Raw genomic sequence first — 25,269 nt, forward strand, 5'->3', positions numbered from 1 at the left:
ACTGCCGGGTCCTACCGGATCAGTCGGCGGCCCTGAAGACCGCGACCGTGCGGGCCGGGACCGTGAAGGTGCCCGAACCCGCCTCGTACGAGGCCGACTTGACGACGGCGTCGGAGCCGTTCGCCTGGACCGGGTGGAGGCCGTAGGCCGTGCCCGCGAGGGCGGCGACCGTCTGCTGCCGCTCGTCCGGGGTCGCGTTGAAGACGACCACGAGGTCACCGAGGCGCATGGTGATCACGCCCGGCGTCTCCTCCTTCCCGGAGAGCGGGAAGGAGAGCGCGGACTGCACCTGACCGGCCGTCGCCAGGGAGAAGACGGGTTCGGTGGTGCGGATCTTCTGGAGGTCCCGGTAGGCGGCGGAGGTGCCGTCGATCTCGGCGCAGCCGACCGTCAGGTTCGGGTTGCCGAGCAGCGGCTTGGCATAGCCCCACTTGTCCTTGTTGTCGGCGGCGAGGGGCAGGCCGCGGCCGAAGCCGTTGCCGTCGCGGCAGTCCCACTGGATCGAGTTGTACCAGTCGCCGCTGTCGTACGAGTTGCGGTCGAGGGACTTGGAGCGCAGCAGGTCGGAGCCGGCCTGGGAGAGCGCCGGGCCCTGCGAGAGGGTGGCCGTGGCCATGGCGAGAAGCTGCATGCGGGCCCGCTCGGCCGGGGTGGTGCCGGCCGGGAGCTTGAAGGCGAGCGCGTCGTACAGGGTCTCGTTGTCGTGGGCGTCGGCGTAGGCGAGGGCCTCGCCGGGGGCGGCGGCGTAGCCGGCCGGGGCGCCGTTGTAGTCGACCTCTGAGCCCTTGACCGTGCGCCCGGAGGTGTCGGTGAAGGTGTACGAGGCCAGGTTGCCGCTCAGGCCGACCTTGATGAGGTCCTGGTAGTGCAGGAGGCGGGCCTTCTGCTCCTCGGGGGTGCCGTTGGCGGTGGAGGTGTTGGGGTCGGTGTAGAGGCCGGAGGCGAAGCCCTGGACGCCGGGGTCGTTGTCGAAGGGGCCGCCGCCGCGGACGGCGTCGCGGGCCCGGTCGGAGAAGGTGGCGATGCCGGTTCCGGCCATGTTCCGCTGGGTGGCCTGGACGAAGCGGGCGTCGTCGGCGATCTCGCCGAAGTTCCAGCCCTCGCCGTAGAGGACGATCGCCTTGCCGTCGACGCCGTCCTTCTCGACGGTCAGCGCGTCGAGGGCCTGGCGCACCGCGAGGATGTTCTCCTTCGGGTGGTGGCCCATGAGGTCGAAGCGGAAGCCGTCGACCTTGTACTGCTTCGCCCAGGTGACGACCGAGTCGACGACGAGCTTGCCCATCATGGCGTTCTCGGGCGCGGTGTTGGCGCAGCAGGTGGAGGTGGCGACGGTGCCGTCGGCCTGGAGGCGCTGGTAGTAGCCGGGGACGATCCGGTCGAGGACCGACTTGTCGGACTGTCCGGCGGCGACGGTGTGGTTGTAGACGACGTCCATGACCGTGCGCAGGCCCTGGCCGTTGAGGGCCTGGACCATCTGCCGGAACTCGACCGTGCGGCGGGTGCCGTCGGGGTCGGTGGAGTAGGAGCCCTCGGGGACGGTGTAGTGCAGGGGGTCGTAGCCCCAGTTGTAGGCATCCTTCGCGGCGGCCTCGGCGACGCAGGCCTGCTGCTCCTCGGAGTCGGGGGCGTAGACCTTCAGGTCGCAGGCGGGGGTCGTCTGCTCGGACTTCTTCTCGGGGATGGTGCCGATGTCGAAGGCCGGGAGGAGGTGGACGTAGGAGGTGCCGGAGTCGGCGAGGGCCTTGAGGTGCCGCGAGCCCTTGCTGTCCTTGTCGGTGAAGGCGAGGAAGGTGCCCTTGTGGTCCGGGTTCGCGGTGGGGTCGGCGATCGAGAAGTCGCGGACGTGGAGTTCCTGGATCTGGGCGTCGCGCAGCGGCACGGCGGTCGGCTTCTTGAGCGTCTTCCAGCCCTTGGGGGCCAGGGCCGGGTCGGCGAGGTCGACGACGAGGCTGCGGGCGGAGTCGGCGGTGAGGGCGGTCGAGTAGGGGTCGGTGACCCGGTTCTCGACGAGCTTCTGGACGGTGGGGGCCCAGACCTTCACCACGTACCGGTACGGCTTGCCGGTCCAGGACTTCGGCCCGGTGGCCTTCCAGACGCCGGAGGCGTCGTCGCGGCGCATGGGCACGGTCCGGCCGTCGATCTCCAGGGCGACGGACTGCGCGGTGGGCGCCCACAGGGAGAGGGTGGGGCGGCCCCGGTGGAAGACCGGGCCGAGCTCCGCCCGGGTGGCCTTCGCCGCGTACAGGTCGTCGAGGACGCCGGCGGTCTGCACGCCGGTGGCGGTGAGCAGGGCGCCGTTGGCGGCCCGCTGGGTGGCGATCAACTGGCCGCGCAGGGCGGTGCGGACGCGGTCGCGGTCGCGCGGGTCGACGGAGTACGCGGTGTACTGCGCCAGGTGCGGGAAGGCGGCCTTCTGCGCGTCGGTCAGGGCGGTCCTGTTCAGCCGCAGCCAGTGGGCGCGGTCCTCGCCGGTGAGGGTGCCGTCCTGGACGGCCAGGGAGCCGGTGGGCGAGTAGACGAGCTGGCTGGAGGCGGCCGTGGCGGAGGCGTTCCAGGCGACGGTGGTCTCGTCGATCCACACGGCCGTGGACCTGGCGAGGTCGAGGGCCGCGCCGCCGCCCTTGGGCTGGGGCAGGAGGTGCTTCTCCCGGCCGTTCAGGAGCCACACCTCGTGGCCGGTGGCGGCGAGGTCGAGGGACTGGTCGGCGGGGAGGTCCTTCTCGTCGCCCTTGTGGAGGATGTACGAGAGGGAGGTCGCGCCCTCGGCGAGCGGCACCTCGTAGACGGCGCCGTACGCGTCGGTGCGGACCGGCATGAGGGGCTTGGACCAGTCGGTGGGCTGGGCGGCGCCGGTCCAGGTGTGCAGGCCCCAGCCGTCGTAGTTCCCGTCGGCGCGCTGGTAGTGGAGGACGGCCTTGGTCTTGTCCTGGGGCGGGTAGGCGCCGTCGGGGGCCTGGTCCAGGGCCTGCTCCTTGCCCTGTTCCAGCCATACCTCGCCGGTCTTCGACAGGTCGATGTGGCGGTCGGCGGAGACGTCCTTGTTGCCGTCCTTGTCGATGACGAGGTAGCCGAGGTCGGAGGCGCCCGGCTTCAGCTTGACGTAGGCGAAGGCCCCGTAGGCGTCGCGGCCGGTGAAGGCGTGGCCCTCGGGCCAGGGGGTGGCCTCGCCGTCGGCGAGGTCGCCCCAGGCGTAGAGGCGCCAGTCGGTGTAGTCGCCGTCGGGGCGCTTGTAGTGGACGATCGCGTAGTCGCGCTGGGTCGCGGTCGGCGCCTCGGGGGCGGGGGCCTGCCCCGCGGTGGTGGTGGCGAGGGCGCTCGCGGTGCGGCCCTTGGCGTCGACGGCCACGGCCTTGTAGCGGACCGGGGTGCCGGCCGGGGCGGTGACGGTGTGGTTCACCTTGTAGGGGGCGTGGTCGGCGGTGCCGAGGACCTGCCACTTCGCGTCGCCCTGCTGGGCGGCGAAGACGACCCGGTTGAGTCCTCCGCCGGTGACGTCGGCGGTGACCTCGACGGTGCCGGTGGCGCCCGCCTCCGGGGCCTTCAGGGTGACGGCCGGGGCGGTGGCGGGGGCGGCGACGGGCCCGTCGGCCTTCAGGACGACGGAGGAGAGCGCGGGGACGGTGACGGTGATCGTCCGGTCGTCGCCGCTGGTCGCGGCGGCGGTGTCGCCGTAGACCGGGCGGAAGGTCCGCCCTGCGGACTCCGTGGTGAGCTGGACGGTCTTCGCCTCGGTGGCGTTGTTGACGGCGACCATGTACTCGGTGTAGTCGGTCTTCGTCCGGGTGTCGATGCGGGAGAAGGCGTAGACGCCCGCGCCGTCGGCCGCGTACCGCTCGATCTGGACGCCGTCGGCGAGGGCCGGGTGGGCCTTGCGGAGCTGCGCGAGGGCGGCGATCCGCCGGTAGAGCGGGTGGGTGGGGTCGTAGGCGTCGACGGCGTGGGTGCGGTCGGTGCCGAGCTGGTCGTCGTCGAGGTAGTCGGCGGTCTTGGACGCGAACAGGGTCTGGCGGGCGTCCTTGTCGCCGCCGGCGCCGGTGAAGCCCTGCTCGTCGCCGTAGTAGACGACCGGGTTGCCGCGGCTGAGGAACATCAGCTCGTTGGCGAGGCCGTAGCGCTTGACCAGTTCGGCGTCGTCGGCCTTGGCGTTGTCCTGCTTGAGGAAGGTGCCGAAGCGGCCCATGTCGTGGTTGCCGAGGAAGCTGACGGACTCGTAGGCGTTGGCCTTGTCGGTGGTGTACTTGAAGTCGTCGCCGAAGAGCCGGGAGAGGCGGGCCGCCGAGCCGCCCTGGGAGGCGAAGTTCCTGGCCGCGTCCTGGAACGGGAAGTCGAGGGTGGCGTCGAGGCGGCCCTCGCGGACGTAGTGCGAGGTGATCGAGGTGTCGGCGGAGTAGACCTCGCCGAACATGAAGAAGTCGGGGCGGCCCTGCTTCGCGGCGTACTCGTCGAGGGCGGTGGCCCACTGGGTCCAGAACTCGGTGTTGACGTGCTTGACCGTGTCGATGCGGAAGCCGTCGATGTCGAAGTCGCGCACCCACCGCTGGTAGATCTTCTTCATGCCTTCGACGACCTCGGGACGCTCGGTCCACAGGTCGTCCAGGCCGACGAAGTCGCCGTGCGTGGAGGACTCCCCGGCGAAGGTCGAGTCGCCTCGGTTGTGGTACATCGCCGGGTCGTTGAGCCAGGCCGGGACCTTGGCGTTCTTCTTGTCGGCGGCGACGACGGGGGTGCGGGGGAAGGAGTCCCGGTCGGTCTTCGGGAAGGGCCGGGTGCCGTCGGCGTAGTCGGCGTCGTCGAAGGGGCGGCCGTCCTTCGTCAGATAGGGGAAGGCGCCCTTGGAGAGGTACTCGTAGGACTTCTCCTCGTAGTCGACGATGTCGGCGGTGTGGTTGGTGATGACGTCGAAGAAGACCTTCATGCCCTTGGCGTGGGCGGCGGCGATCAGCTTCTTCAGGTCGTCGTTGGTGCCGAAGTGCGGGTCGACCTGGGTGAAGTCGGTGATCCAGTAGCCGTGGTAGCCGGCCGAGGCGTTCTCGCCCTCGCCCTGCACGGGCCGGTTCTTGAAGATCGGCGCCATCCAGATGGCGGTGGTGCCGAGGCCCTTGATGTAGTCGAGGCGCTGGGTGAGGCCCTTGAGGTCGCCGCCCTGGTAGAAGCCCTTGTCGGTGGGGTCGAAGCCGGTGGCGGTACGGCTGCCGGTGAGGCCGCCCCGGTCGTTGGAGGCGTCGCCGTTGGCGAACCGGTCGGGCAGCACGAAGTAGAACTGCTCGCGGGTGAGGTCCTGGCGGGCGGGCTGCGCGGCGAGCGTCCGGTCGGAGGGCGGGGCCGGGGGGCGGGGCGCGGCCGTCGCGGGGACGGCGGGCGCCAGGGCGGCGCACAGGGCGGTGGCGAGGGCGACCGCTGTTCTCTTGCGGGTCACGGGGGCTCCCTGGAGGTACGGGAAAGGGAGGGCCGCCCCGGCGGGGGCGGCCCTTGCGGTGGGAAAGGCGTCAGTTGCGGAAGGTGTCGTTCAGGACGATCTGGCCGGAGGCGGGGACGGTCGCGGTGCGGTTGGCGCCGGACTCCCAGGTCACGTTCCCGGCCGCGTCCTTGCGGATGTACTTGTACTCGAAGGCCGTGCCGGCGGGCAGGGAGACGGCCAGCTTCCAGACGGGGTACGCGGCCGGGTCGAGCTTCAGGGCCGACGCCGGGGACCAGTTGCCGAGCTCGGGGCGGTTGCCGGTGACGTAGATGTTCTGGCCGAAGACCGTGGTGGCGGTGACGTTGAAGGAGGCGCCGGCGGTCACCGGCTGGGAGCCGCAGCTCGTGGCCCCGGTGTGCAGGGCGAGGGCGGTGTCGGCGCCGAGGGTGGCGGTGAACCGGCCGGAGGAGTCGACCGTGACCGGGGAGTTCGACTGGACGTCGCAGTAGGTGCCGGCGGGCAGGGAGGTCTGGTAGGTGCGGGTGAGGGCGGAGGGTTCGTGGTTGATCGCCACGTACGCCTTGGAGCCGCGGCCGAACGCGATCGCGTTGTTGCCGTTGTCCCACCAGTTGCTGACGGCCTCGCCGCGGGCGGTGTTGCGGAAGGCGACCATGGAGGAGATCTCGCGCCAGGCGTGCTGGCACTTCCAGCCGTCGGTGTAGCAGGCGTTCACCTGGCCGCCGTTCGGCGCTCCGGCGTCCTTGTCGGTCCACTCGTAGCCGGAGTGGACGTCCGGGGAGCCGTAGGGCCAGGCGAGCATGAAGACGGAGGCGAGGGTGTAGGCGGCGCCCGACTTGTAGGAGAGGGTGTCGCCGACGCGCTCGGTGTCGTGGTTGTCGACGAAGACGCCGGACTGGCCGGAGGGCATGTAGCCCCAGCCCTCGCCGAAGTTCTTCAGGTAGGCGAGCTTCTCGTTCTGGAGGACCCGCTTGAGGTCGCGGGCGTAGCGGAACTCCTGGACGTCGCCGGTGCCGAGGTACTCGCTCGGGGAGACGGCCTCGCCGGCGCCGTGGATGGCCTCCTGCTTCCAGTAGACGGAAGGGTTCGTCAGCCGGGACTTGATGTTCGCGAGGTCGGCGGCCGGCATGTGCTTGACCGCGTCGACGCGGAAGCCGTCCACGCCGAGGGAGAGCAGGTCGTTCATGTACCCGGCTATCCGGCCGCGTACGTAGTCCGAGCCGGTGTCCAGGTCGGAGAGGCCGACCAGCTCGCAGTTCTGCACCTCGGAGCGGTCCTGGTAGGTGCTGATCGGCCGGCGGCAGGAGTGGAAGTCGGCGTCGGAGTAGAGGCCGGGGTACGCGTACTTGGTGTACGTGCTGCCGCCGGTGCCCGTCCCGGAGCCCGCGGTCATGTGGTTGATGACGGTGTCGGCGACGACCTTCACCCCGGCGGCGTGGCAGGTGTCGATCATCGACTTGAAGGCGGCGCGGTCGCCGAGCGGGCCGGCGATCTTGTAGCTGACGGGCTGGTAGGCGGTCCACCACTGCGGGCCCTGGATGCGCTCCTGGGGCGGGGAGACCTGCACGTAGCCGTACCCGGCCGGGCCGAGCTGGTCGGTGCAGGCCTTGGCCACCGAGGCGAACTTCCACTCGAACATCACCGCGGTGACGTCCTTCTCGCCAGGGGCTGCGGCCTGCGCGGCGGGGGTCCCCGTGACGGCCACAGCGGCCCCCGCCACAAGGGCGAGTGCAGCGGCCACGGTCTTTCTGGCCATGCTTCCTCCTGTACGACGTCCCTGTCGCAAGAAGTTGCCGAAAGCTTCAGCAACTGTTTTCAGCCGCGACGCTAGGGGCGCACAGGCGTGCGGTCAAGAGTTCGCACAACACAACGCAAAGACTTGCGCAAGGAGTTACAAGGCGGCCGCTGTGGAGCCCCGCACCACCAGCTCCGGCTGGAAGACGAACTCGGTGCGCTGCACCGGGCTGCCCTCGATCTCCTCCAGGAGCGCGCCGACGGCCGCCGTCGCCATGGCCTGCACGGGCTGGCGCACGGTGGTCAGCGGCGGGTCGGTGAAGGCGATCAGCGGGGAGTCGTCGAAGCCGACCACGGAGACGTCCTTCGGCACGTCGAGGCCCCGGGCGCGGGCCGCCCGGATGACGCCGAGCGCCATCAGGTCGGAGCCGCAGACGATCCCCGTACAGCCCTCGTCGAGCAGGATCTCGGCCGCCGCGTGCCCGCCCTCGACGCCGAACAGGGTGGACCGCACGAAGCGTTCGGCCTCCGCCCGCTCCACGCCCAGCGTCTCGTACAGCTCGGCGGCGAAGCCCTCCGCCTTGCGGCGCGAGGGCACGTAACGGGTGGGGCCGATGGCGAGGCCGATCCGCTCGTGGCCGAGTTCGGCGAGGTGCCGCACGGCCATCCGGGCCGCGGCCCGGTCGTCGGGGGAGACGAAGGTGGCGTCGATCCGCTCGTGGTAGCCGTTGATGAGGACGTACGGCACCCCCCGCTCGGTCAGCCGGGCGTACCGCGCCGGGTCGGCGGAGGCGTCCGCGTGCAGCCCGGAGAGGAAGACGATGCCGGCCACCCCGCGCTCCACCAGCTGGTCGACCAGCTCGTCCTCGGTGGCGCCGCCGGGCATCTGGGTGCAGAGCACCGGCGTGTAGCCGTGCCCGGCCAGGACCTGTTCGACGACCTGCGCGAAGGCCGGGAAGATCGGGTTGGTCAGCTCGGGCACCACGAGCCCGACGAGGCCCGCGCTGCGGCGTTTGAGCCGTACGGGACGCTCGTAGCCGAGCACGTCGAGCGCCGCGAGCACCTTGTGCCGGGTCGCACCGGCCACCCCCGCCTTGCCGTTGAGGACCCGGCTGACGGTGGCCTCGCTGACCCCGGACTGGGCCGCGATGTCCGCGAGCCGCGGGGCACCGGCTCCGGTGCCCCGCGGCGGGGGGATCGTCACACCGCCCACCAGACGGTGGTGTCGGCGGGCACGACTGCTTCGTCGTCGACGATCCGGACGTCCTCGTTGGAGAGGAGATACCGGCCGGGCAGCGGGACGGAGATGGCCCGGCCGGTGGTGTTGGCGGTGCAGACGAAACCGTCGCGGCGGAAGGAGAGCACACCCTCGGGTGCCTCCAGCCACTCGACGGAGTCGCCCGCACCGAGCTCGGGACGCTCGCGGCGGACGGCGAGCGCGCTGCGGTACAGCTCCAGGGTGGAGCCGGGGTCGCCGGTCTGCGCCTCGACGCTCAGCGCACCCCAGGTGGCCGGCTGCGGCAGCCAGGAGCCGCCGTCGCCGAAGCCGTACGAGGAGCCCTCGACGGTCCACGGGATCGGCACCCGGCAGCCGTCGCGGAAGCCGTCCTGGCCGGTGGCCCGGAAGAAGGACGGGTCCTGGCGCACCTCGTCGGGCAGGTCGGTGACGTCCGGCAGGCCCAGCTCCTCGCCCTGGTACACGTAGGCGGAACCGGGCAGCGCCAGCATCAGCAGGGTCGCGGCGCGGGCCCGGCGCAGGCCGAGCTCGCGGTCGCCGGGGGTGCGCAGCTGGGTGCCGAGCCCCGCCGGGTTGGCGAAGCGGGTGGCGTGCCGGGTGACGTCGTGGTTGGAGAGCACCCAGGTGGTGGGGGCGCCGACCGGCCGCATCGCGGCGAGCGAGGCGTCGATCACGGTACGCAGCTCAGCTGCATCCCAATGGGTCCCCAGGTACTGGAAGTTGAACGCCTGGTGCATCTCGTCGGGGCGCACGTAGTTGGCGGTGCGCTCGACGGTCGGGGTCCACGCCTCGGCGACGAGGACGCGCTCGCCGTCATACTCGGCGAGGATCTTCCGCCAGGAGCGGTAGATCTCGTGGACGCCCTCCTGGTCGAAGAAGGGCATGACGTCGTTGCCGAGCAGCTTCAGCTGGTCGTGGGCGCCGATGTCGGGCAGGCCGGCGGCCTTGACCAGGCCGTGGGCGACGTCGACGCGGAAGCCGTCGACGCCCATGTCGAGCCAGAAGCGCAGGATGGAGCGGAACTCGTCGCGGACGGCCGGGTGTTCCCAGTTGAAGTCCGGCTGCTCGGGGGCGAAGAGGTGCAGGTACCACTCCCCGGGAGTGCCGTCCGCCTCCTCGACCCGCGTCCAGGCGGGGCCGCCGAAGATGGACTCCCAGTCGTTGGGCGGCAGTTCGCCGTTCTCGCCCTTGCCGGGACGGAAGTGGTAGCGCTCGCGCAGCGGGGAGCCGGGGCCCTCGCGCAGCGCCCGCTGGAACCACTCGTGCTGGTCCGAGGAGTGGTTGGGGACCAGGTCCACGATGATGCGCAGGCCCAGTTCGTGGGCCTCGCGGATCAGGGCGTCGGCGTCGAGCAGCGAGCCGAACATCGGGTCGATGGCCCGGTAGTCGGCGACGTCGTACCCGGCGTCGGCCTGCGGGGAGGCGTAGAAGGGGGAGAGCCAGACGGCGTCGACGCCGAGCTCCTTGAGGTACGGCAGCCGGCTGCGGATACCCACCAGGTCGCCCATGCCGTCGCCGTTGCCGTCGGCGAAGCTGCGCGGGTAGACCTGGTAGATCACCGCGTCTCTCCACCAGCCCGTGTCGGTGCCGGTGGTCGGGGCGGCGGCGGGGGTGGCGAGGTGCTGGGTCATGTCTTCCCTGGGAGGTAAGGAGGGGCGTACGGGTTCGGCGCTCAGGGCCGTCAGCCCTTCACCGCGCCGGCGGACATACCGGTGACGAGGTGACGCTGGGCGAAGAGGAACACGAGGGCCGCGGGGATGGCGATGAGGACGGAGGCCGCCGTCATCGGACCCCACTGGGCTCCGTACTGGTTGACGAACTTCTGCAGACCGCCGGCGAGCGTCAGGTTCTCGTCGCCGACCATGAAGGCGGAGGCGTAGGCGACCTCGCCCCAGGCGGTGATGAAGGAGTAGAAGGCGGTCACCGCGATGCCCGGCTTGGCGAGCGGCAGGATCAGCCGCCAGAAGGTGCCGAAGGGGGTGAGCCCGTCGACGTATCCCGACTCGTCGATCTCGCGCGGGATGCCGTCGAAGAAGCCCTTCATCATCCAGGCGCAGAACGGGACGGCGATGGTCAGGTAGGTGATGACCAGGCCGAGCGGCTGGTTGAGCAGCCCCATCGACGCCATGATGTTGTAGATCGGGACGATGAGGACGGCGACCGGGAACATCTGCGTGATGAGCAGGGTCCACATCAGGCCGCGCTTGCCGGGGAAGCGGAAGCGGCTGACCGCGTAGCCGGTGGTGGCGGAGATGAACACGCCGATGAGCGTGGTGAGTCCGGCGACGAGGAGCGAGTTCCCGAACCAGGTGAGGAACGGGGTGTCCCCCAGCAGGTTCGTGTAGTTCTCGAACGTCGGCTCCTTGAAGAAGTCCGTGGTGGTCGCGTGCTTCGCGGGCTTGAGCGAGGTCAGCAGGACCCACAGCACCGGGAAGACGGCGATCACGGAGGCGACGATCAGGGTGAGGTGCAGCGCCACCGAGGCGAGCGGCGAACGGCGGCCCCGGACCGGGGTGTTCATGGCCTGGGGGGCGCGGCGCTGGGCCGTGGGGGTCAGGGTGGTCACCAGACTTCTCCCTGCTTGCGGAGGACGCGCTGGTAGATCGCGGCGAAGATCATCAGGAGCACCAGGATGAGGACGCCCCACGTGGACGACTGGGCGAAGTCGCGCGGGCTGATCTCGAAGGAGAACTTGTACGCCTGGGTGACGAGGATCTGGGTGGCCTCGCCGGGTCCGCCCCGGGTGAGCAGGAAGATCACCGGGAACATGTTGAAGGTCCAGATGGTGGAGAGGAGGACCACCGTGGTGGAGACGGACCGCAGGCCCGGCAGGGTGATGTTCCGGAACCGCTGCCAGGCGCCCGCGCCGTCCATCTCCGCGGCCTCGTAGAGCTCGCCGGGGATGGACTGGAGGCCGCCGAGGAGGGCCACCATCATGAAGGGGACGCCGAGCCAGACGTTGACGGCGATGACGGAGAACTTGGCCATCAGCGGGTCGTTCAGCCACGGGACGGCGTCCATACCGATGCCCGAGAGGATCTGGTTGAGCATGCCGCGGCGCTCGTCGTAGAGGAAGCGCCAGGCGAAGACCGAGACGAAGCCGGGGACCGCCCAGGGCAGGATGAGCAGCATCCGGTAGAAGGAGCGGCCGGCGATCTTGCGGTTGAGGATGTTGGCGAGGGTCAGGCCGAGGGCGAAGGTGATCGCCACGCAGGAGACGGTCCAGACGATCGTCCACCCGAGGCTGCCGAGGAACTGGCTGCCGGTGATGGCTTCCGTGTAGTTGTCCAGGCCGACGAACTCGTAGCTGGCCGGGATCTCGTTGACGCCGATGGTGCGCGCGACGTTGCGCTCGGTGGCGTTGGTCAGCGACAGGTAGATGCCGCGCACCAGCGGATAACCGATGATCACGGTGATCACGATCACCACCGGGGCGACCATCGCCCAGGCGTACCAGTGGGTGGCGAGAGAACGCTTCGGCGCCCGCCGCTTCGGTCCAGTCGCGCGGCGCCGGCCGCGGGCGACGCTGTCGCCCGCGGCCTTCGCCATCGACTGGCTGGGAGTGTCCACAGCCATCAGCCGGCCAGCCTTCCTCTTACTTCCAGTCCTTCAGGAGCTTGCGGTAGGCGTCACCGACGGCCTTGGCGCCGGTCTCCGGGGTGGTCTGACCGGTGAGCACCTTGGTGTACTCGACCTTGACCGGCTCGAAGAGGCTGCCGCCCTCGGGGATCCACGGGCGCTCGACGGCCTTGTCGACGACCGGCTTGAAGAACGCGATCATCTCGTTCTTGGCGACCTCCTTGTGGAGGTAAGCGGACTGGCGGGTCGGGAGGAGGCTGAGCTCCTGGGCGATCTTGGCCTGGCTCTCGGCCGAGGTCATGTACTCGGCGAAGGCGTAGGAGGCGTCCAGGTTCTTGGAGCCCGCGTACACGGCGAGGTTGTGGCCGCCCTGCGGGGCGCCCTGACCGGCGGAGCCGGCCGGGACCGGGGCGATGCCGAGGTTCGCCTTGTCGGCGAACTCCTTGCCGGCGTAGGTGTCGGCCACGGCCCACGGGCCGTTGATCATCATCGCGACCTTGCCGTCCTTGAAGGACGCCTGCATGTTGTCCCAGCCGTTGGTCGCGTCGGTGATCGCGGCCTTGGAGTCGACGAGGTCCTTGACGGTCTTGAAGGCCTTGACGCCGGCCTCGTTGTCGAAGGTGACCGTCTTGCTGCCGGCGTCGACCAGGTCGCCGCCCTCGCCGTAGAGGAAGGAGAGGAACCAGTACGGGTCGTCGCCGCGGAGGTACAGGCCGGTCTTGCCGGTCTTCTCCTTGATCTTGGCGGAGACGCTCTTCAGCTCGTCGATGCTCTTCGGGACCTCGACGCCGGCCTCCTTGAAGATCTTCTTGTTGTAGAAGATGCCCATGGAGTCGATGACCTGCGGGACGGCGTAGGTCTTGCCGTTGTACTTGGTGGAGGCGGCGGCCTGCTCCAGGAAGTCGTCCTGGTCCTTCAGGGCCGCGGTGCCGTCCAGCGGGGCGAGGTAGCCGAGGTCGGCGAACTCGGGGGTCCAGGCGACCTCGGAGCGGATCACGTCGGGGGCGCCGGAGCCGGACTGCGCGGCGTTCTTGAACTTGTTCTGCGCCTCACCGAACGGCACGTTCACGTACTTGACGGTGACCTTGGGGTGCTGCTTGGTGAAGTCCTCGGCGAGCTTCTTGAAGACCTTGTCCTCGGAGCCGACCGTGGAGGTGTCCCACCACGTCACGGTGCCGGAGAGCTCGCCCGAGCCCTTCGAGCCGCCGTTGGAACCGCTGTCGCTACCGCCGCACGCCGCCAGGGTGACGCCCAGGGCCGCGACCAGCGCGGTGGCCGCTATGCCACGCCGCATGTGAACTCCTTCAACATGATCCCGGGGAGACGAGGGGCTGGAACCTTCCTCATTGCGACCGCTCCCTCGCGGCGCTCCGGGTTGCCAGGAACGTAACAGGGATGAAAACGCGCCGAAAGACCTTGCGGGAAATTTCTGCAAGGCACGGCGATCGTTACATCCGCGTGTCCCGAAGGTTGCCGTCAGGCCGCTTGACAGCGGCGCGGAAGCCTCCATTCCCACCCCTTCGCCCGGAATCTCCCGTCAGAGAGGGGCAAGAAGCGGCACACCATCTCGCACGGAACCACCCCGTCCGCGACGGCGGTCCCTCGCACCCCGCTGCAAGAACTGCAAGACCTTGCGATACGCGGCGTGATGCCGCCCTCGCGATCCGTCGCGCGATCGGCGCGGGGAACCGGTGGGCAATACGCGCTGTGACCGGTACAGTCCACTCTCATGACCGCGCGGCTTGCCGACATCGCAGCCCAGGCGGGGGTCAGTGAAGCCACAGTCAGCCGCGTGCTCAACGGCAAGCCCGGTGTGGCCACGGCCACCCGTGAATCCGTCCTTGCCGCGCTCGACGTGCTCGGTTACGAGCGTCCGGTACGGCTGCGCCAGCGCAGCGCGGGCCTGGTCGGACTGATCACCCCCGAACTGGACAACCCCATCTTCCCGGCCCTCGCGCAGGTCATCGGGCAGGCCCTGACCCGCCAGGGCTACACCCCGGTGCTCGCCACCCAGACCCCCGGCGGGTCCACCGAGGACGAGCTCACCGACATGCTGGTGGAGCGCGGGGTGGCCGGCATCATCTTCGTCTCCGGTCTGCACGCGGACACCACCGCGGACACCTCCCGCTACGACCAGCTGCGCGGCAAGGGCGTCCCGTACGTCCTCATCAACGGCTTCTCCCCCAAGGTGCAGGCGCCCTTCGTCTCCCCCGACGACCGGGCCGCGATGCAGCTGGCGGTCACGCACCTCGCCGCCCTCGGCCACACCCGGATCGGCCTCGCCGTCGGACCGAAGCGGTTCGTGCCGGTGCTCCGCAAGATCGAGGGCTTCCAGAAGGGGATGCGGGACCGGCTCGGTCTCACCCCCGAGGAGTCCGAGGAGCTGATCCAGCACTCCCTGTACACCCTGGAGGGCGGCCAGGCCGCCGCCGCGGCCCTGATCTCCAAGGGCTGCACGGCGGTGGTCTGCGCCTCCGACATGATGGCGCTCGGCGCGATCCGCGCGGCCCGGCAGCAGGGGCTGAACGTGCCGAAGGACGTCTCCGTCGTCGGCTTCGACGACTCCCCGCTCATAGCCTTCACCGACCCGCCGCTGACCACCATCCGCCAGCCCGTGCAGGCCATGGGCCAGGCGGCGGTGCGGGCGCTCCTGGAAGAGGTGGGCGGCACCCCGGCCCCCCACTCCGAGTTCGTCTTCATGCCGGAGCTGGTCGTGCGCGGCTCCACGGCCTCGGCCCCTCCGGTCTCCGCGTAGTACTTGAGGGGGAGCGGGTGCGCCGTACACCCGACCGAGGGATGATCGGTCGGGGGGCGTTGATCTGGCACACTCTCTGCCCATGGGTGAAACGACCGTGAACAGTTTGGACGACCGGACGACCCCGTCGTCACCCATCGGGGCCGACGGCCGGTGGGCGTGGCTGGGCGCGCGCAGCCCCCGGCGCCCCCGCATCTGGTTCGAGCTGCTGCTGATCGCGCTCAGCTACTGGGTGTACTCGCTGATCCGCAACGCGGTGCCGGAGCAGAAGGCCGAGGCGCTGCGGAACGCGGACTGGATCTGGCGGGCCGAGGAGTCCCTGGGGCTCGCCTTCGAGCACGCGGTCAACCACGCCGTGAACTCGGTGACCTGGCTCATCGTGACGATGAACTACTACTACGCGACCCTGCACTTCGTCGTCACCATCGGTGTGCTCGTGTGGCTGTACCGGGGGCACCCGGGCCGTTACGCCGCGTTCCGCACGGTCATCTTCGCCACCACCGCCGTGGCCCTGGTCGGCTACTACCTGTATCCGCTCGCGCCGCCGCGGCTGATGGAGAACAAGGACTTCATCGACACGGTCCTGGTGCACCACACCTGGGGCTCGATGGCCTCGGGCGACCTGAAGCACGTGTCGAACCAGTACGCGGCGATGCCGTCGATGCACATCGGCTGGTCGCTGTGGTGCGGGCTGACCATCTTCTTCCTGGCGAAGGTGCCGTGGGCCCGGGTCCTGGGCCTGCTCTACCCGGCGGCGACTCTGGTCGTGATCGTGGCGACCGCCAACCACTTCTGGCTGGACGCGGTGGGCGGCGTGATCTGCCTCGCCTTCGGCTTCCTGGTCGCCTACTTCTGGTACGGCACCTGGCCGCACCGCCTGTCGAAGCAGGTGGAGCCGCTGACGGCGGTCGAGCCGCGGGCCTCCGCCCCCGCGAAGGGGGCCGGTGTGGCCGCGGACGTCCGTACGGACGCGGACCACGAGGAGCGGGTCGGCTCCGGTACGTGAACCGGGCCGGCCGCCGGAGCGGTCGGCCCGGTGGGGAGGCTCCGGCCCCTCAGGCCAGCGCCTCGGCGCGGGCGGCGTCCCGGAGCTCCTGCCGGGCGACGCGCCGGCGGCGGGAGGGGAGGCCGCCGGTCGGGTTGGCGACGCCCCAGGTGGCGCCCTTGCAGATGAGCTCCTTGTAGAGGGCGGCGGTCCGGCCGGTGAGGGCCTTCTCCTTGGCCTGGTCGTCGGCGGTGACGAACTGGATGAGCCCTTCCTTGCGGCCCAGCGAAACGCACTGCTGGAAGTAGCGGATGGAGACCTTGGGCACCTCGACGCCGGCGAGCCGGGCGGCGAGGGCGTCGGCGGCCTGCCAGGCCATCGGGACGCCCGAGGCGCAGGACATCCGCAGCGGCTTGCCGCCCGGGCCGAGGGCCATGGCCGCGTCGCCGACGGCGTAGACGTCGGGGTGGGAGACCGAGCGCATGGTGGCGTCGACCACGATCCGCCCGTCGGGGGCGAGCTCCAGGCCGGTGGCCTCGGCGATGGGGTGGACGGCGAAGCCGGTGGTCCAGACGGTGACGTCGGCGGGGACGACCGTGCCGTCGGCGGTGGTCACCCGGTCCGCGGCCACGGCGGCGACCGCCTGGTGCTCGTGGACGGTGACGCCGAGCCGCCGCACGACCTTCCGCAGGTGGCCGCGGCCCTTCTCGGAGAGCCAGTCGCCGAGGGCGGCGCGGGTGACCAGGGCCACGTCGAGGTCGGGGCGGGTCTCGGCGATCTCGGTCGCGGCCTCCACGCCGGTCAGGCCGCCGCCGACCACCGCCACGGTCCGTCCGGCCCCCAGGGCGGCCAGGCGCTCGCGGAGCCGGAGGGCGCCGGGGCGGCTGGCGAGCTCGTGGGCGTGGGTGGCGACGCCGGGGACCCCGCCGTGGTTCCAGCCGCTGCCGAGGGCGTAGACGAGGGAGTCGTACGCCAGCTCCTCGCGTCCGGCGGGGCCGTCCACGGTGACCGCCTTGCGGTCGACGTCGACGGCGGCGACCTGGGCGAGCTTCAGCTCGACGCCGGTGCCGGCGAACATCTCGGCGAAGGGGCGGTGGCGGAGCTCCTGGCCGGCCGCGAGCTGGTGCAGGCGGACCCGCTCGACGAAGTCGGGCTCGGGGTTGACGAGGGTGATGCTCACGTCCGCGCGGTGCAGTCGGCGGGCGAGGCGGCCCGCCGCGACGGCTCCGGTGTAGCCGGCTCCGAGGACGACGATGCGGTGCTGCATGACCGTGCTCCTGTCTGCGCGGGGTCCGCGCCGTTTCTCCGGTGTGGTTGCGCACCTTGAACCGGACGGCCCCGCGTTTCCTGACAGGATTCGGATGTGACCTGCGTCACACACCCCGGGGAGGGTGTCAGAAGGCGTACAGAGGGGCCTCCTCGTGCCCCTCGGCCGCCCAGCGCGCGGTGGCGCGGTCCAGCTTGTCGGGGTTGACCTGGCTGCGGACGGCGACGATGCCGTCCGGGGTGACCTCCAGGCAGGTGATCCCGATGACCCGGCCGTCCACGACGGCGACGAGCGCGGGCTCGCCGTTGGCGGTGGAGGCGTAGAAGTCGGGCGAGCCGCCGACCAGGGCCCGCTTGGCGTCGCTCGGCCTGAAGAGGCCGCGCAGGAAGGTGGCGACCGCACGCGCCCCCTCGAAGGCGCGGGCGCGGGCAGGGACCTTGCCGCCGCCGTCGCCGATGGCGGCGGCGTCCTGGGTGAGCAGCCGGACGAGGGGTTCGGTACGGCCGCTGGTGGCGGCGGCCAGGAACTCCTCGACGATCCTGCGGGCCTCGGCCTCGTCGATCTCGGTGCGGGCCCTGCCGTCCGCGACGTGCTTCTTGGCCCGGTGGTAGGTCTGCTGGCTGGCGGCCTCGCTGATGTCGAGGATCTCGGCGATCTCCCGGTGCGGGTAGTCGAAGGCCTCGCGGAGCACGTACACCGCCCGCTCGTTCGGCGACAGGCGCTCCAGGAGGACGAGGACGGCGTACGAGACGGACTCGCGCTGCTCGGCGGTGTCGGCGGGGCCGAGCATCGGGTCGCCGGTGAGCAGCGGCTCGGGGAGCCACTGGCCCACGTAGGTCTCGCGGCGGGCGCGGGCCGAGGTGAGCTGGTTGAGGCAGAGGTGGGTGAGGACCTTGGTGAGCCATGCCTCGGGCACCTCGATGCGGCCGGTGTCGGCGGCCTGCCAGCGCAGGAAGGTCTCCTGCACGGCGTCCTCGGCCTCGCTCGACGAGCCGAGCATCCGGTAGGCGATGGCCTCCAGGCGGGGCCGCGCCGCCTCGAACCGGTCGACGTCACTCAGGGTCATGGGCGTGCCGCGATCGTAACCGGCGGGGCGCGGCACGGCACGGGAGCCGTGCCGCGCCCAACCCTCAGGCGCCGTAGAAGAGTTCGTCGACGACGGCGCGGGCGCGTCGGGTGATCCGGCGGTAGTCGTCGACCATTTCCCCGACATGGCCAGGGCCGTACCCCAAGTACCGTCCCACGGCGGCCAGTTCCCGGGGATCGGTGGGGAAGGTGTCGCCGGGGCGGCCGCGGACCAGCATGACCGCGTTGCGCACCCGGGTGGCGAGGACCCACGCCTCGTCGAGGGTCTGCGCCTCCTCCGTGCCGATGAGGCCGGCGGCGCGGGCCGCAAAGAGCGCGGCGCGGGTGCGGGTGGTGCGCAGGCCCGGTTCGGCCCAGCCGTGCCGCATCTGCAGCAGCTGGACGGTCCACTCCACGTCGCTGAGGCCGCCGCGGCCCAGCTTGGTGTGGAGGGTCGGGTCGGCGCCGCGGGGCAGCCGCTCGGACTCCATGCGGGCCTTGAGGCGGCGGATCTCGCGGACCGCGTCCTCGCCGAGGCCCTCGGCGGGGTAGCGGAGCGGGTCGACCAGCTCGACGAACCGCCGGCCGAGGCCGGCGTCGCCCGCCAGGGGCGCGGCGCGGAGCAGGGCCTGGGCCTCCCAGACGAGCGACCAGCGGCGGTAGTAGGCCGCGTAGGAGGCGAGGGTGCGGACCACGGGGCCGCTCCTGCCCTCCGGGCGCAGGTCCGTGTCGATGAGCAACGGCGGGTCGGTGGTGGGCAGTTGGAGGAGCCTGCGCATCTCGGCGACCACCTGGGCCGCGGCCTTGGCGGCCTCCTGCTCGTCCACGCCCTCGCGCGGCTCGTGCACGAAGAGGACGTCGGCGTCGGAGCCGTAGCCGAGCTCGTGCCCGCCGAAGCGGCCCATGCCGATCACCGCGAAGCGGGTGGGGAGCTCCTCGCCCCAGCCGGCGCGCACGGCGGCCCGCAGGGCGCCGGCGATCGTGGCGGCGTTGATGTCGGTGACGGCCTCGCCGACCCGGTCGACCAGGGCGCCCGGGTCGGAGGTGCGGGGGCTGTCCTCGGTGCCGTACGAGTCGATGAGGTCGGCGGCGGCGGTACGGAACAGCTCGCGGCGGCGCACCCCGCGCGCGGCGGCGACGGCCTGCTCGGCGTCGTCCGCGCGGTTCACCGCGGCGAGCACCTCCTGCTCCAGGTGGTCCCGGCCGCGCGGCTTCAGCCCCTCGGGGTCGCCGAGTATGGCGACGGCCTCGGGGGCGCGCAGCAGCAGGTCGGGGGCGAGCCGGCCGGCCGAGAGGACCCGGGCCAGGTTCTCGGCGGCGGCGCCTTCGTCGCGGAGCAGCCGCAGGTACCAGGGGGTCTTGCCGAGGGCGTCGGAGACCTTGCGGAAGCCGAGGAGCCCGGCGTCCGGGTCGGCGGAGTCCGCGAACCAGCCGAGCAGCACCGGCAGCAGGGTCCGCTGGATGGCGGCCTTGCGGCTGACGCCGGAGGCCAGCGCCTCCAGGTGGCGCAGGGCGGCGGCGGGGTCGGCGTACCCGAGGGCTTCGAGGCGCTGCCCCGCCGCCTTGGGGCTGAGCCGGATCTCGCCGGGGGCGAGCTGGGCGACGGCGTCGAGCAGCGGGCGGTAGAAGATCTTCTCGTGGAGGCGGCGGACGACGGCCGCGTGCCGCTTCCACTCCTTGTTCAGGGCGGCGACCGGGTCGGTGCGCAGACCGAGGGAGCGGCCGAGGCGGCGCAGGTCCTCCTCGCCCTCCGGGACGAGGTGGGTGCGGCGCAGCCGGTACAGCTGGATACGGTGCTCCATCGCGCGCAGGAAGCGGTACGCGTCGCCCAGCTGGGCCGCGTCGGCGCGGCCGACGTAACCGCCGGCGGCGAGGGCGGCGAGCGCGTCCAGGGTGGAGCCGCCGCGCAGGGTCGCGTCGCTGCGGCCGTGCACCAGCTGGAGCAGCTGGACGGCGAACTCGACGTCCCTGAGGCCGCCGGGGCCGAGCTTCAGCTCGCGGTCGACCTGGGCGACGGGGATGTTGTCGACGACCCGGCGGCGCATGGCCTGCACGTCGGTGACGAAGTTCTCCCGCTCGGCGGCCTGCCAGACCATCGGGGAGACGGCGTCGATGTACGCGCTCCCCAGCGCGGGGTCGCCGGCGACGGCCCGCGCCTTCAGGAGTGCCTGGAACTCCCAGGTCTTCGCCCACCGCTGGTAGTAGGCCAGGTGGGAGGAGAGGGTGCGGACCAGCGGCCCGTTGCGGCCCTCGGGGCGGAGGTTGGCGTCGACCGGCCAGATGGTGCCCTCGACGGTGGTCTCGGAGCAGATCCGCATGAGGTGGGAGGCGAGCCGGGTCGCGGCCTGGAGCGCCTTGCCTTCGTCGGCGCCCTCGACGGGCTCTCCCACGAAGATCACGTCGACGTCGGAGACGTAGTTCAGCTCGTGGCCGCCGCACTTGCCCATCGCGATCACCGCGAGCCGGCACTGGGCGGCGTCGGCGGGCGCGGCGGCCTCCGCGAGGGCGAGCGCGGCCCGCAGGGTGGCGGTGGCCAGGTCGGCCAGTTCGGCGGCCGTCTGGGCGACGTCGGTGGTGCCGCACACGTCCCGGGCCGCTATCCCGAGCAGACAGCGCCGGTAGGCGACCCGCAGCGCCACCGGGTCGTCGGCCTCCGCGAGCCCCCGCTCGAACTCGGCGACCCCCGGGTGCAGGTCCACCGCCTCGTAGGTGACCAGCGTCTCCCAGTCCCTCGGATGCCGGGCCAGATGGTCCCCCAGCGCCTCCGAGGCCCCGAGCACCCCGAGCAGCCGGTCGCGGAAGGGCTTGGCCGACAGCAGCGTGGTGGTGAGCGTCTGCCGCTCGGTCGCGGGCTGCGCCTCGACCAGCCGCACGAGCCCGCGCAGCGCGAGATCGGGATCGGCGGTGGCACCGAGCGCGTCGAGCAGCACGGGGTCCCCACGGAGCGCGGCGAGCTCGGGCAGATCGAGCAGCCGCTCGGCCCCGGAAGGATCGGTGAACCCGTGCCGCAGCAGCCGGGAGAACGTACTGCTCCTGCGCCCCGGCACCGTCATCTCCGCCGCTCCCTCCAGCCACACGCCCGAACGGATCGAGCCTATCCGCAGCGACGGGAGCGGGCGTGCGGGACGGGGGTTCCTGGCGGAGGTGGTGCGCCTTCCCGGGGTGGGTGGTCCGCCCTCCCGGCGCAAGGGGGGCCTGCCGACGGGACCCCTCCCGGAACGGGGGCGACGGCCTTCCGGCGCCGGGGGACGCCCTCCCGGAACGGGGGTGCACTGCCGGCACGGAAGTGCACCCCGGCACGGAGACGCGAGCCCTCCCCGCACAAGGGCAGCGCCCCGGTGCGAAGGCGGAGCCTCCCGGTGCAGGGCCGCAGGGGCTGCACGCCCTTCGGGAGGGGGGCGCGTGCCCTCCGGGAAGGGGCGGGAAAGGCGTGATCGTCTGCCCGGATCCGGTACGGATCACACGTGACCTCGGGCACATCGGGCCCTTTTGGGAACCCGTCCGGCGCTTCGGCCCTGTACCCATGTGAGTCGTTCGTCCCGTCGCCGTCGCCGTCACGGACGCCCGTCGCCCTCGGCGCGCACCGCGTCGCCCCGGTAGAGAAAGCCTCCCGTGCCCATGCCCGTACGCCGCCTCTCCAGCCTCATACGCCCCTCCCGTCACCGCCGGTCCGTCGTGACCGCGGCGGCGGTCGCCGCACTGACCGGCGGCACCCTCGCGGGCGTGCTCACGGCGACGGCCGCCCAGGAGGAGGCGATACCGGGCGCGGAGCGGGTCCAGAGCCAGGCCCAGGCCCCCGCCTCGGCCCGGAGCCAGGACCGCGCCGTCCAGGACCCCGCCGTCCAGGACCCCGCCGTCCAGGACCCCGCCGAGGCGGGCTCCACCGCCCCGAAGCCGCGGGCGACCCCCGGCACCGCCCGGGGCGCGCGGGGGGACGCCCCGGACACCCCCGCCGGTCCGGCCGCCCGCGGCACCGCGCCGCTCTCCGTCATGCAGTTCGTCTCCCACCCGGACGACGACCTGTACTTCATGAACCCGGACACCGCGCAGTCGCTGGCCGACCGGACCCCGCTGACCACCGTGTACCTGACGGCGGGCGAGTCCAACGGGGTCAACGCCCGTGCCGGGCGGGCCGCCGCCGTGACCGCGCCGGACAAGCCCGCGTTCGCCGAGGCCCGGCAGAACGGCATCCGCGCCGCGTACGCCGAGATGGCCACCGGCGACCGCACCAGCCCCTGGGACCGGACCGTGATCCCCACGGCCGGCGGGGGCGCGGCCGAGCTGGACACCCTGCGGGCCAGGCCCGAGGTGCGGCTGGTCTGGCTCCAGCTGCGCGAGGCCGGCTCGACCTCCGCCGACCGCCCGGTGAGCCTGCGGGGCCTGTGGCACGGCCGGATCGCCACGCTCGGCTCGCAGCTCTCCTCGGGCACGCCGGTCGCCGCCGACTTCGCGTACTCGAAGGAACAGGTCACCGCCACCCTGACGGGGCTGCTCGACCGCTTCCGGCCGACCTTCGTCCGCACCCTCGACCCGACGCCCGGCACCCACGCGGAGACGGGGAAGCTGCGGGACCACCAGGACCACGCGTACGGGGCGCGGTTCGTCCAGGCGGCCCTGGCCCGGTACGCGCAGCAGCCCGGGCACCCGCACGTCGGCGTGCAGAGCTACATGGGCTACCCGAACACCGATCTGCCCCGGGCCCTGGACAGCCGTACCGCCGAGGAGAAGCTGCGCAGCCTGAAGACGTACGCGTGGCTGGACGGGACCGACCACTGCGGCAGCCCGGCGGGCTGCGGCGACCTGAAGGCGTCGGGCCGGCCGGGCGGGCGCGGCTGGACGGGGACGGTGCGGTACGCGCGCGGCTCCTCGACGAACTGGCTCCAGCCGGCCGCGGACGGCGGCCTCCTGGCCTTCGGCGTCCAGGACGGGCGCCTGGCGACCTGGCACCGGGCGCCCGGCGGCGCCTGGCGGGGGCCGGAACTGCTGGACGGCGGCGGGCTCGACGGCGGCGTCGGCTCCGTACGGCTGCCGGACGGGCGGATCGCGGTCTTCGGCACCCGGACCACCTTCGAGGGGCCCGCGGGCTACCGGCGTGAGGTCGTCACGGTCGAGCAGACGGCGCCGGGCGGCACCTGGGGGCCGTGGCGCTCGCTGGGCACGCCGGGGAAGCGGGACGAGGCGGACCGGACGCCGGACATCAGCGCGCCCGCCGTGACCGTGGACGGCACGGGACGGGTCTCGCTCTTCCTGCGCGACGGCGACCACCGGCTCGCCGGCCGTGAGCGGACGCCGGGCGGCACCTGGGGGCCGTGGCGGGCGCTGGGCGGGGCGGACCTGCACGGCGACCCGGTGGCGGCGACCGACGCCCGGGGGCGTGTCTACGTCTTCGCGGGCACGCCCCGCTCGGTCCTGATGTGGACCGGCGCGTCCGACGGCGGCCCGGTGGCCGGTCCGCTGCCGACCGGCCTGCCGGCGACGACCCTGGCGCTGAGCGCGGGCCCGGCGCCGACCGGCGACGCCATCCGGCTCTGGTCCCGGGTGCCGGCCACCGGCGAGCCGCGTGCGGTCGACTTCGCTGGTGCCACCCGCCTCGCGCCGGTCGCCCCGCCGACCGGCGGCATCGCGGGCTTCGGCCCGGTCAGCGCGGCGGACGGCCTGCTCGCGGCCCGTTCCCGGACCGGCCGCCTCGCCGTGACCTCGCTCCAGGGCGGCGGCGCCTGGCGCGTCTCCGGCTTCCCCCTGGCGGGCGCCCCGGCGGCGGGCCCGGGCGGCGTGGCCGCGCTCGGCCTGGACGGCCGACTGCACTGGACCCCCGGCCCGGCGCCGTCCCCTACGGCCTGACGACCTGACCGGCTTGGGGCCCGCCGCCTGACCGGCGTCGGGCCCGGCCGGGCCCGGGCGTCGAGTGCAGGCGCCGGTCCGTGCGCCGGGCCAGGCACCGGCTCAGGCACCGGGCCAGGCACCGCCTCAAGCGCCAGGCCCGGCACCGGCTCACGCGTCGAGGAGCACCGGGAAGGACTCCAGGTCGTTCTGGGTCATCACCGGCAGGTTGCGGAGCTCGGTGTCCGGAACGGCGAGGCGCAGGCCGGGGAAGCGGGCGAAGAGGGCCGGGAGGGCGATGCCGGCCTCGACCCGGGAGAGGGCCGCGCCGGGGCAGATGTGCGGGCCGTGGCCGAAGGTCATGTGCCGGATGGGGGTCGCCCGGGTGATGTCGAACTCGTCGGCGTCCGGCCCGTGCTGCTCGGGGTCGCGGCCGATCGCCCGGTACGAGATCACCACGCCCTCGCCCTTCGCGATGACCTCGTCGCCGACCTCGATGTCCTCGGTGGCGAACCGCATCAGGAGGTGGGTGGTGGGGGTGTCCCAGCGCAGGGTCTCCTCGATCACCGTCTCCCAGGACACCTCGCCGGCCAGCACGAGCCGCAGCTGCTCGGGGCGGGCGAGCAGGGCGCGTACGGCGTTGAGGATGAGCCCGATGGTGGTCTCGTGCCCGGCGGCGACCATCGCCTTGAGGTTGCCGACGACCTCCTCCTCGGTCAGCGGCTCGCCGCCCTCGTCGGCGAGGATGAGCGCCGAGGTCAGGTCGTCGGTGGGCCGGGCGGTCTTCTCGCGGACGAGGTCCGTGTAGAAGACGTCGAGGTCGGCGAGGAGGGCGAGGCGCTCGTCCTGCGGGGTGAGCATCGAGAAGAACTTCTTGTACTGCCGGGTGAGCATCACGTTGGCGTCCGGGTCGACGCCCATCAGCATGCCGACGACCCGCATGGGCAGCGGCTGCGCGAAGACGGACTTGAGGTCGACGACGGCGCCGTCCTTGCCGGCCTCCGCCAGGGCGTCGAGCAGTTCCGCGGTGAACTTCTCGATGGCGGGGCGGATCGCCTCCAGGCGGCGCGGAGTCAGCGCCTGGGAGGTCTTGGTCCGCAGCCGCCGGTGCTCGTCGCCGTCGACGGTGAACATGGACCGGCCCGCGTCGATCATCCCGATGAGCGGCCACGCGTGGGTGACCGCGCCGCTCATCCACAGGCTCCAGGCGTTCAGGTCCTTGACAAGGCGGGTGTCCACCAGGAGGCGCCGGGCGTCGGCGTGGCGCGTGACGGCCAGGGCGGGCACGCCGAGCAGGTCGATGCGGGCCAGCGGACCGGCGGCGCGGATCCGGGCGGTCTCGCCGTCGAGGTCGGTGACCATCGGGTCGACGGCGATGGGCGCGGCGGCGGCCTGGGCGGCCGCGTGCGGG

13 protein-coding genes and 1 pseudogene are annotated in these 25,269 nt (G+C 72.3%); 3 read left to right on the plus strand and 11 right to left on the minus strand.

The annotated features are described in order from the left end of the window. Nucleotides 1–19 precede the first annotated feature (19 nt). From pulA to QK442_RS01590, 7 genes and pseudogenes are all read right to left on the minus strand, one after another. Nucleotides 20–5,490, minus strand: a pseudogene (gene pulA / locus QK442_RS01560) (pullulanase-type alpha-1,6-glucosidase). Continuing rightward, nucleotides 5,487–7,172: a carbohydrate-binding module family 20 domain-containing protein gene (locus QK442_RS01565; protein WP_282691910.1), complete on the minus strand. Its 1,686-nt coding sequence runs from the start codon at nt 7,170–7,172 to the stop codon at nt 5,487–5,489. The pseudogene pulA and the gene QK442_RS01565 overlap by 4 nt, the downstream one beginning before the upstream one ends. 135 nt (nt 7,173–7,307) lie before the next feature. After that, entirely contained in the window at nt 7,308–8,363 is a 1,056-nt protein-coding gene (locus QK442_RS01570) for a LacI family DNA-binding transcriptional regulator (RefSeq protein WP_282691911.1), read from the minus strand. Continuing rightward, entirely contained in the window at nt 8,351–10,018 is a 1,668-nt protein-coding gene (locus QK442_RS01575) for a glycoside hydrolase family 13 protein (RefSeq protein WP_282691912.1), read from the minus strand. Before QK442_RS01575 ends, QK442_RS01570 begins: the two co-directional genes overlap by 13 nt. 50 nt (nt 10,019–10,068) lie before the next feature. Further along, on the minus strand, nt 10,069–10,908 hold the full coding sequence (locus tag QK442_RS01580; protein ID WP_282692049.1) for a carbohydrate ABC transporter permease: 840 nt from the start codon (nt 10,906–10,908) through the stop codon (nt 10,069–10,071). Nucleotides 10,909–10,949: 41 nt separating this feature from the next. Beyond that, nucleotides 10,950–11,963 (minus strand): sugar ABC transporter permease, encoded by a 1,014-nt coding sequence (locus tag QK442_RS01585; RefSeq protein ID WP_282691913.1) that lies wholly within the window; start codon nt 11,961–11,963, stop codon nt 10,950–10,952. A gap of 19 nt (nt 11,964–11,982) precedes the next feature. Beyond that, nucleotides 11,983–13,260, minus strand: coding sequence for an extracellular solute-binding protein (locus QK442_RS01590; RefSeq protein ID WP_282691914.1), 1,278 nt, complete (start codon nt 13,258–13,260; stop codon nt 11,983–11,985). A 435-nt stretch (nt 13,261–13,695) separates the two neighbouring features. On the opposite strand from QK442_RS01590, the gene QK442_RS01595 reads away from it, so the two are divergent. Further along, the gene (locus tag QK442_RS01595) at nt 13,696–14,721 is read left to right on the plus strand and encodes a LacI family DNA-binding transcriptional regulator (protein ID WP_282691915.1); all 1,026 of its coding nucleotides are present in this window, start codon (nt 13,696–13,698) and stop codon (nt 14,719–14,721) included. Between the two features lie 82 nt (nt 14,722–14,803). After that, entirely contained in the window at nt 14,804–15,727 is a 924-nt protein-coding gene (locus tag QK442_RS01600) for a phosphatase PAP2 family protein (RefSeq protein ID WP_282691916.1), read from the plus strand. 49 nt (nt 15,728–15,776) lie between these two features. On the opposite strand, the gene QK442_RS01605 is transcribed toward QK442_RS01600, so the two are convergent. The 3 genes from QK442_RS01605 to QK442_RS01615 form a co-directional block, all read right to left on the minus strand. After that, on the minus strand, nt 15,777–16,973 hold the full coding sequence (locus QK442_RS01605; protein ID WP_282691917.1) for an FAD-dependent oxidoreductase: 1,197 nt from the start codon (nt 16,971–16,973) through the stop codon (nt 15,777–15,779). Between the two features lie 127 nt (nt 16,974–17,100). Next, nucleotides 17,101–18,039 carry an RNA polymerase sigma-70 factor gene (locus QK442_RS01610; protein WP_282691918.1) on the minus strand — a complete coding sequence of 313 codons (939 nt, stop codon included), beginning with the start codon at nt 18,037–18,039 and terminating at the stop codon, nt 17,101–17,103. A gap of 64 nt (nt 18,040–18,103) precedes the next feature. Next, nucleotides 18,104–21,091 carry a bifunctional [glutamine synthetase] adenylyltransferase/[glutamine synthetase]-adenylyl-L-tyrosine phosphorylase gene (locus tag QK442_RS01615; protein WP_282691919.1) on the minus strand — a complete coding sequence of 996 codons (2,988 nt, stop codon included), beginning with the start codon at nt 21,089–21,091 and terminating at the stop codon, nt 18,104–18,106. A gap of 565 nt (nt 21,092–21,656) precedes the next feature. Here QK442_RS01615 and QK442_RS01620 point away from each other — a divergent pair. Next, nucleotides 21,657–23,879, plus strand: coding sequence for a PIG-L family deacetylase (locus QK442_RS01620; RefSeq protein ID WP_282692050.1), 2,223 nt, complete (start codon nt 21,657–21,659; stop codon nt 23,877–23,879). Nucleotides 23,880–24,029: 150 nt separating this feature from the next. Here QK442_RS01620 and QK442_RS01625 read toward each other — a convergent pair whose 3' ends face one another. Beyond that, nucleotides 24,030–25,220, minus strand: a complete 1,191-nt coding sequence (locus tag QK442_RS01625; RefSeq protein WP_282692051.1) for a cytochrome P450 — start codon at nt 25,218–25,220, stop codon at nt 24,030–24,032. Between the last annotated feature and the right edge of the window lie 49 nt (nt 25,221–25,269).

Source organism: Streptomyces sp. CC208A (assembly GCF_030010625.1).
Classification (GTDB): domain Bacteria; phylum Actinomycetota; class Actinomycetes; order Streptomycetales; family Streptomycetaceae; genus Streptomyces.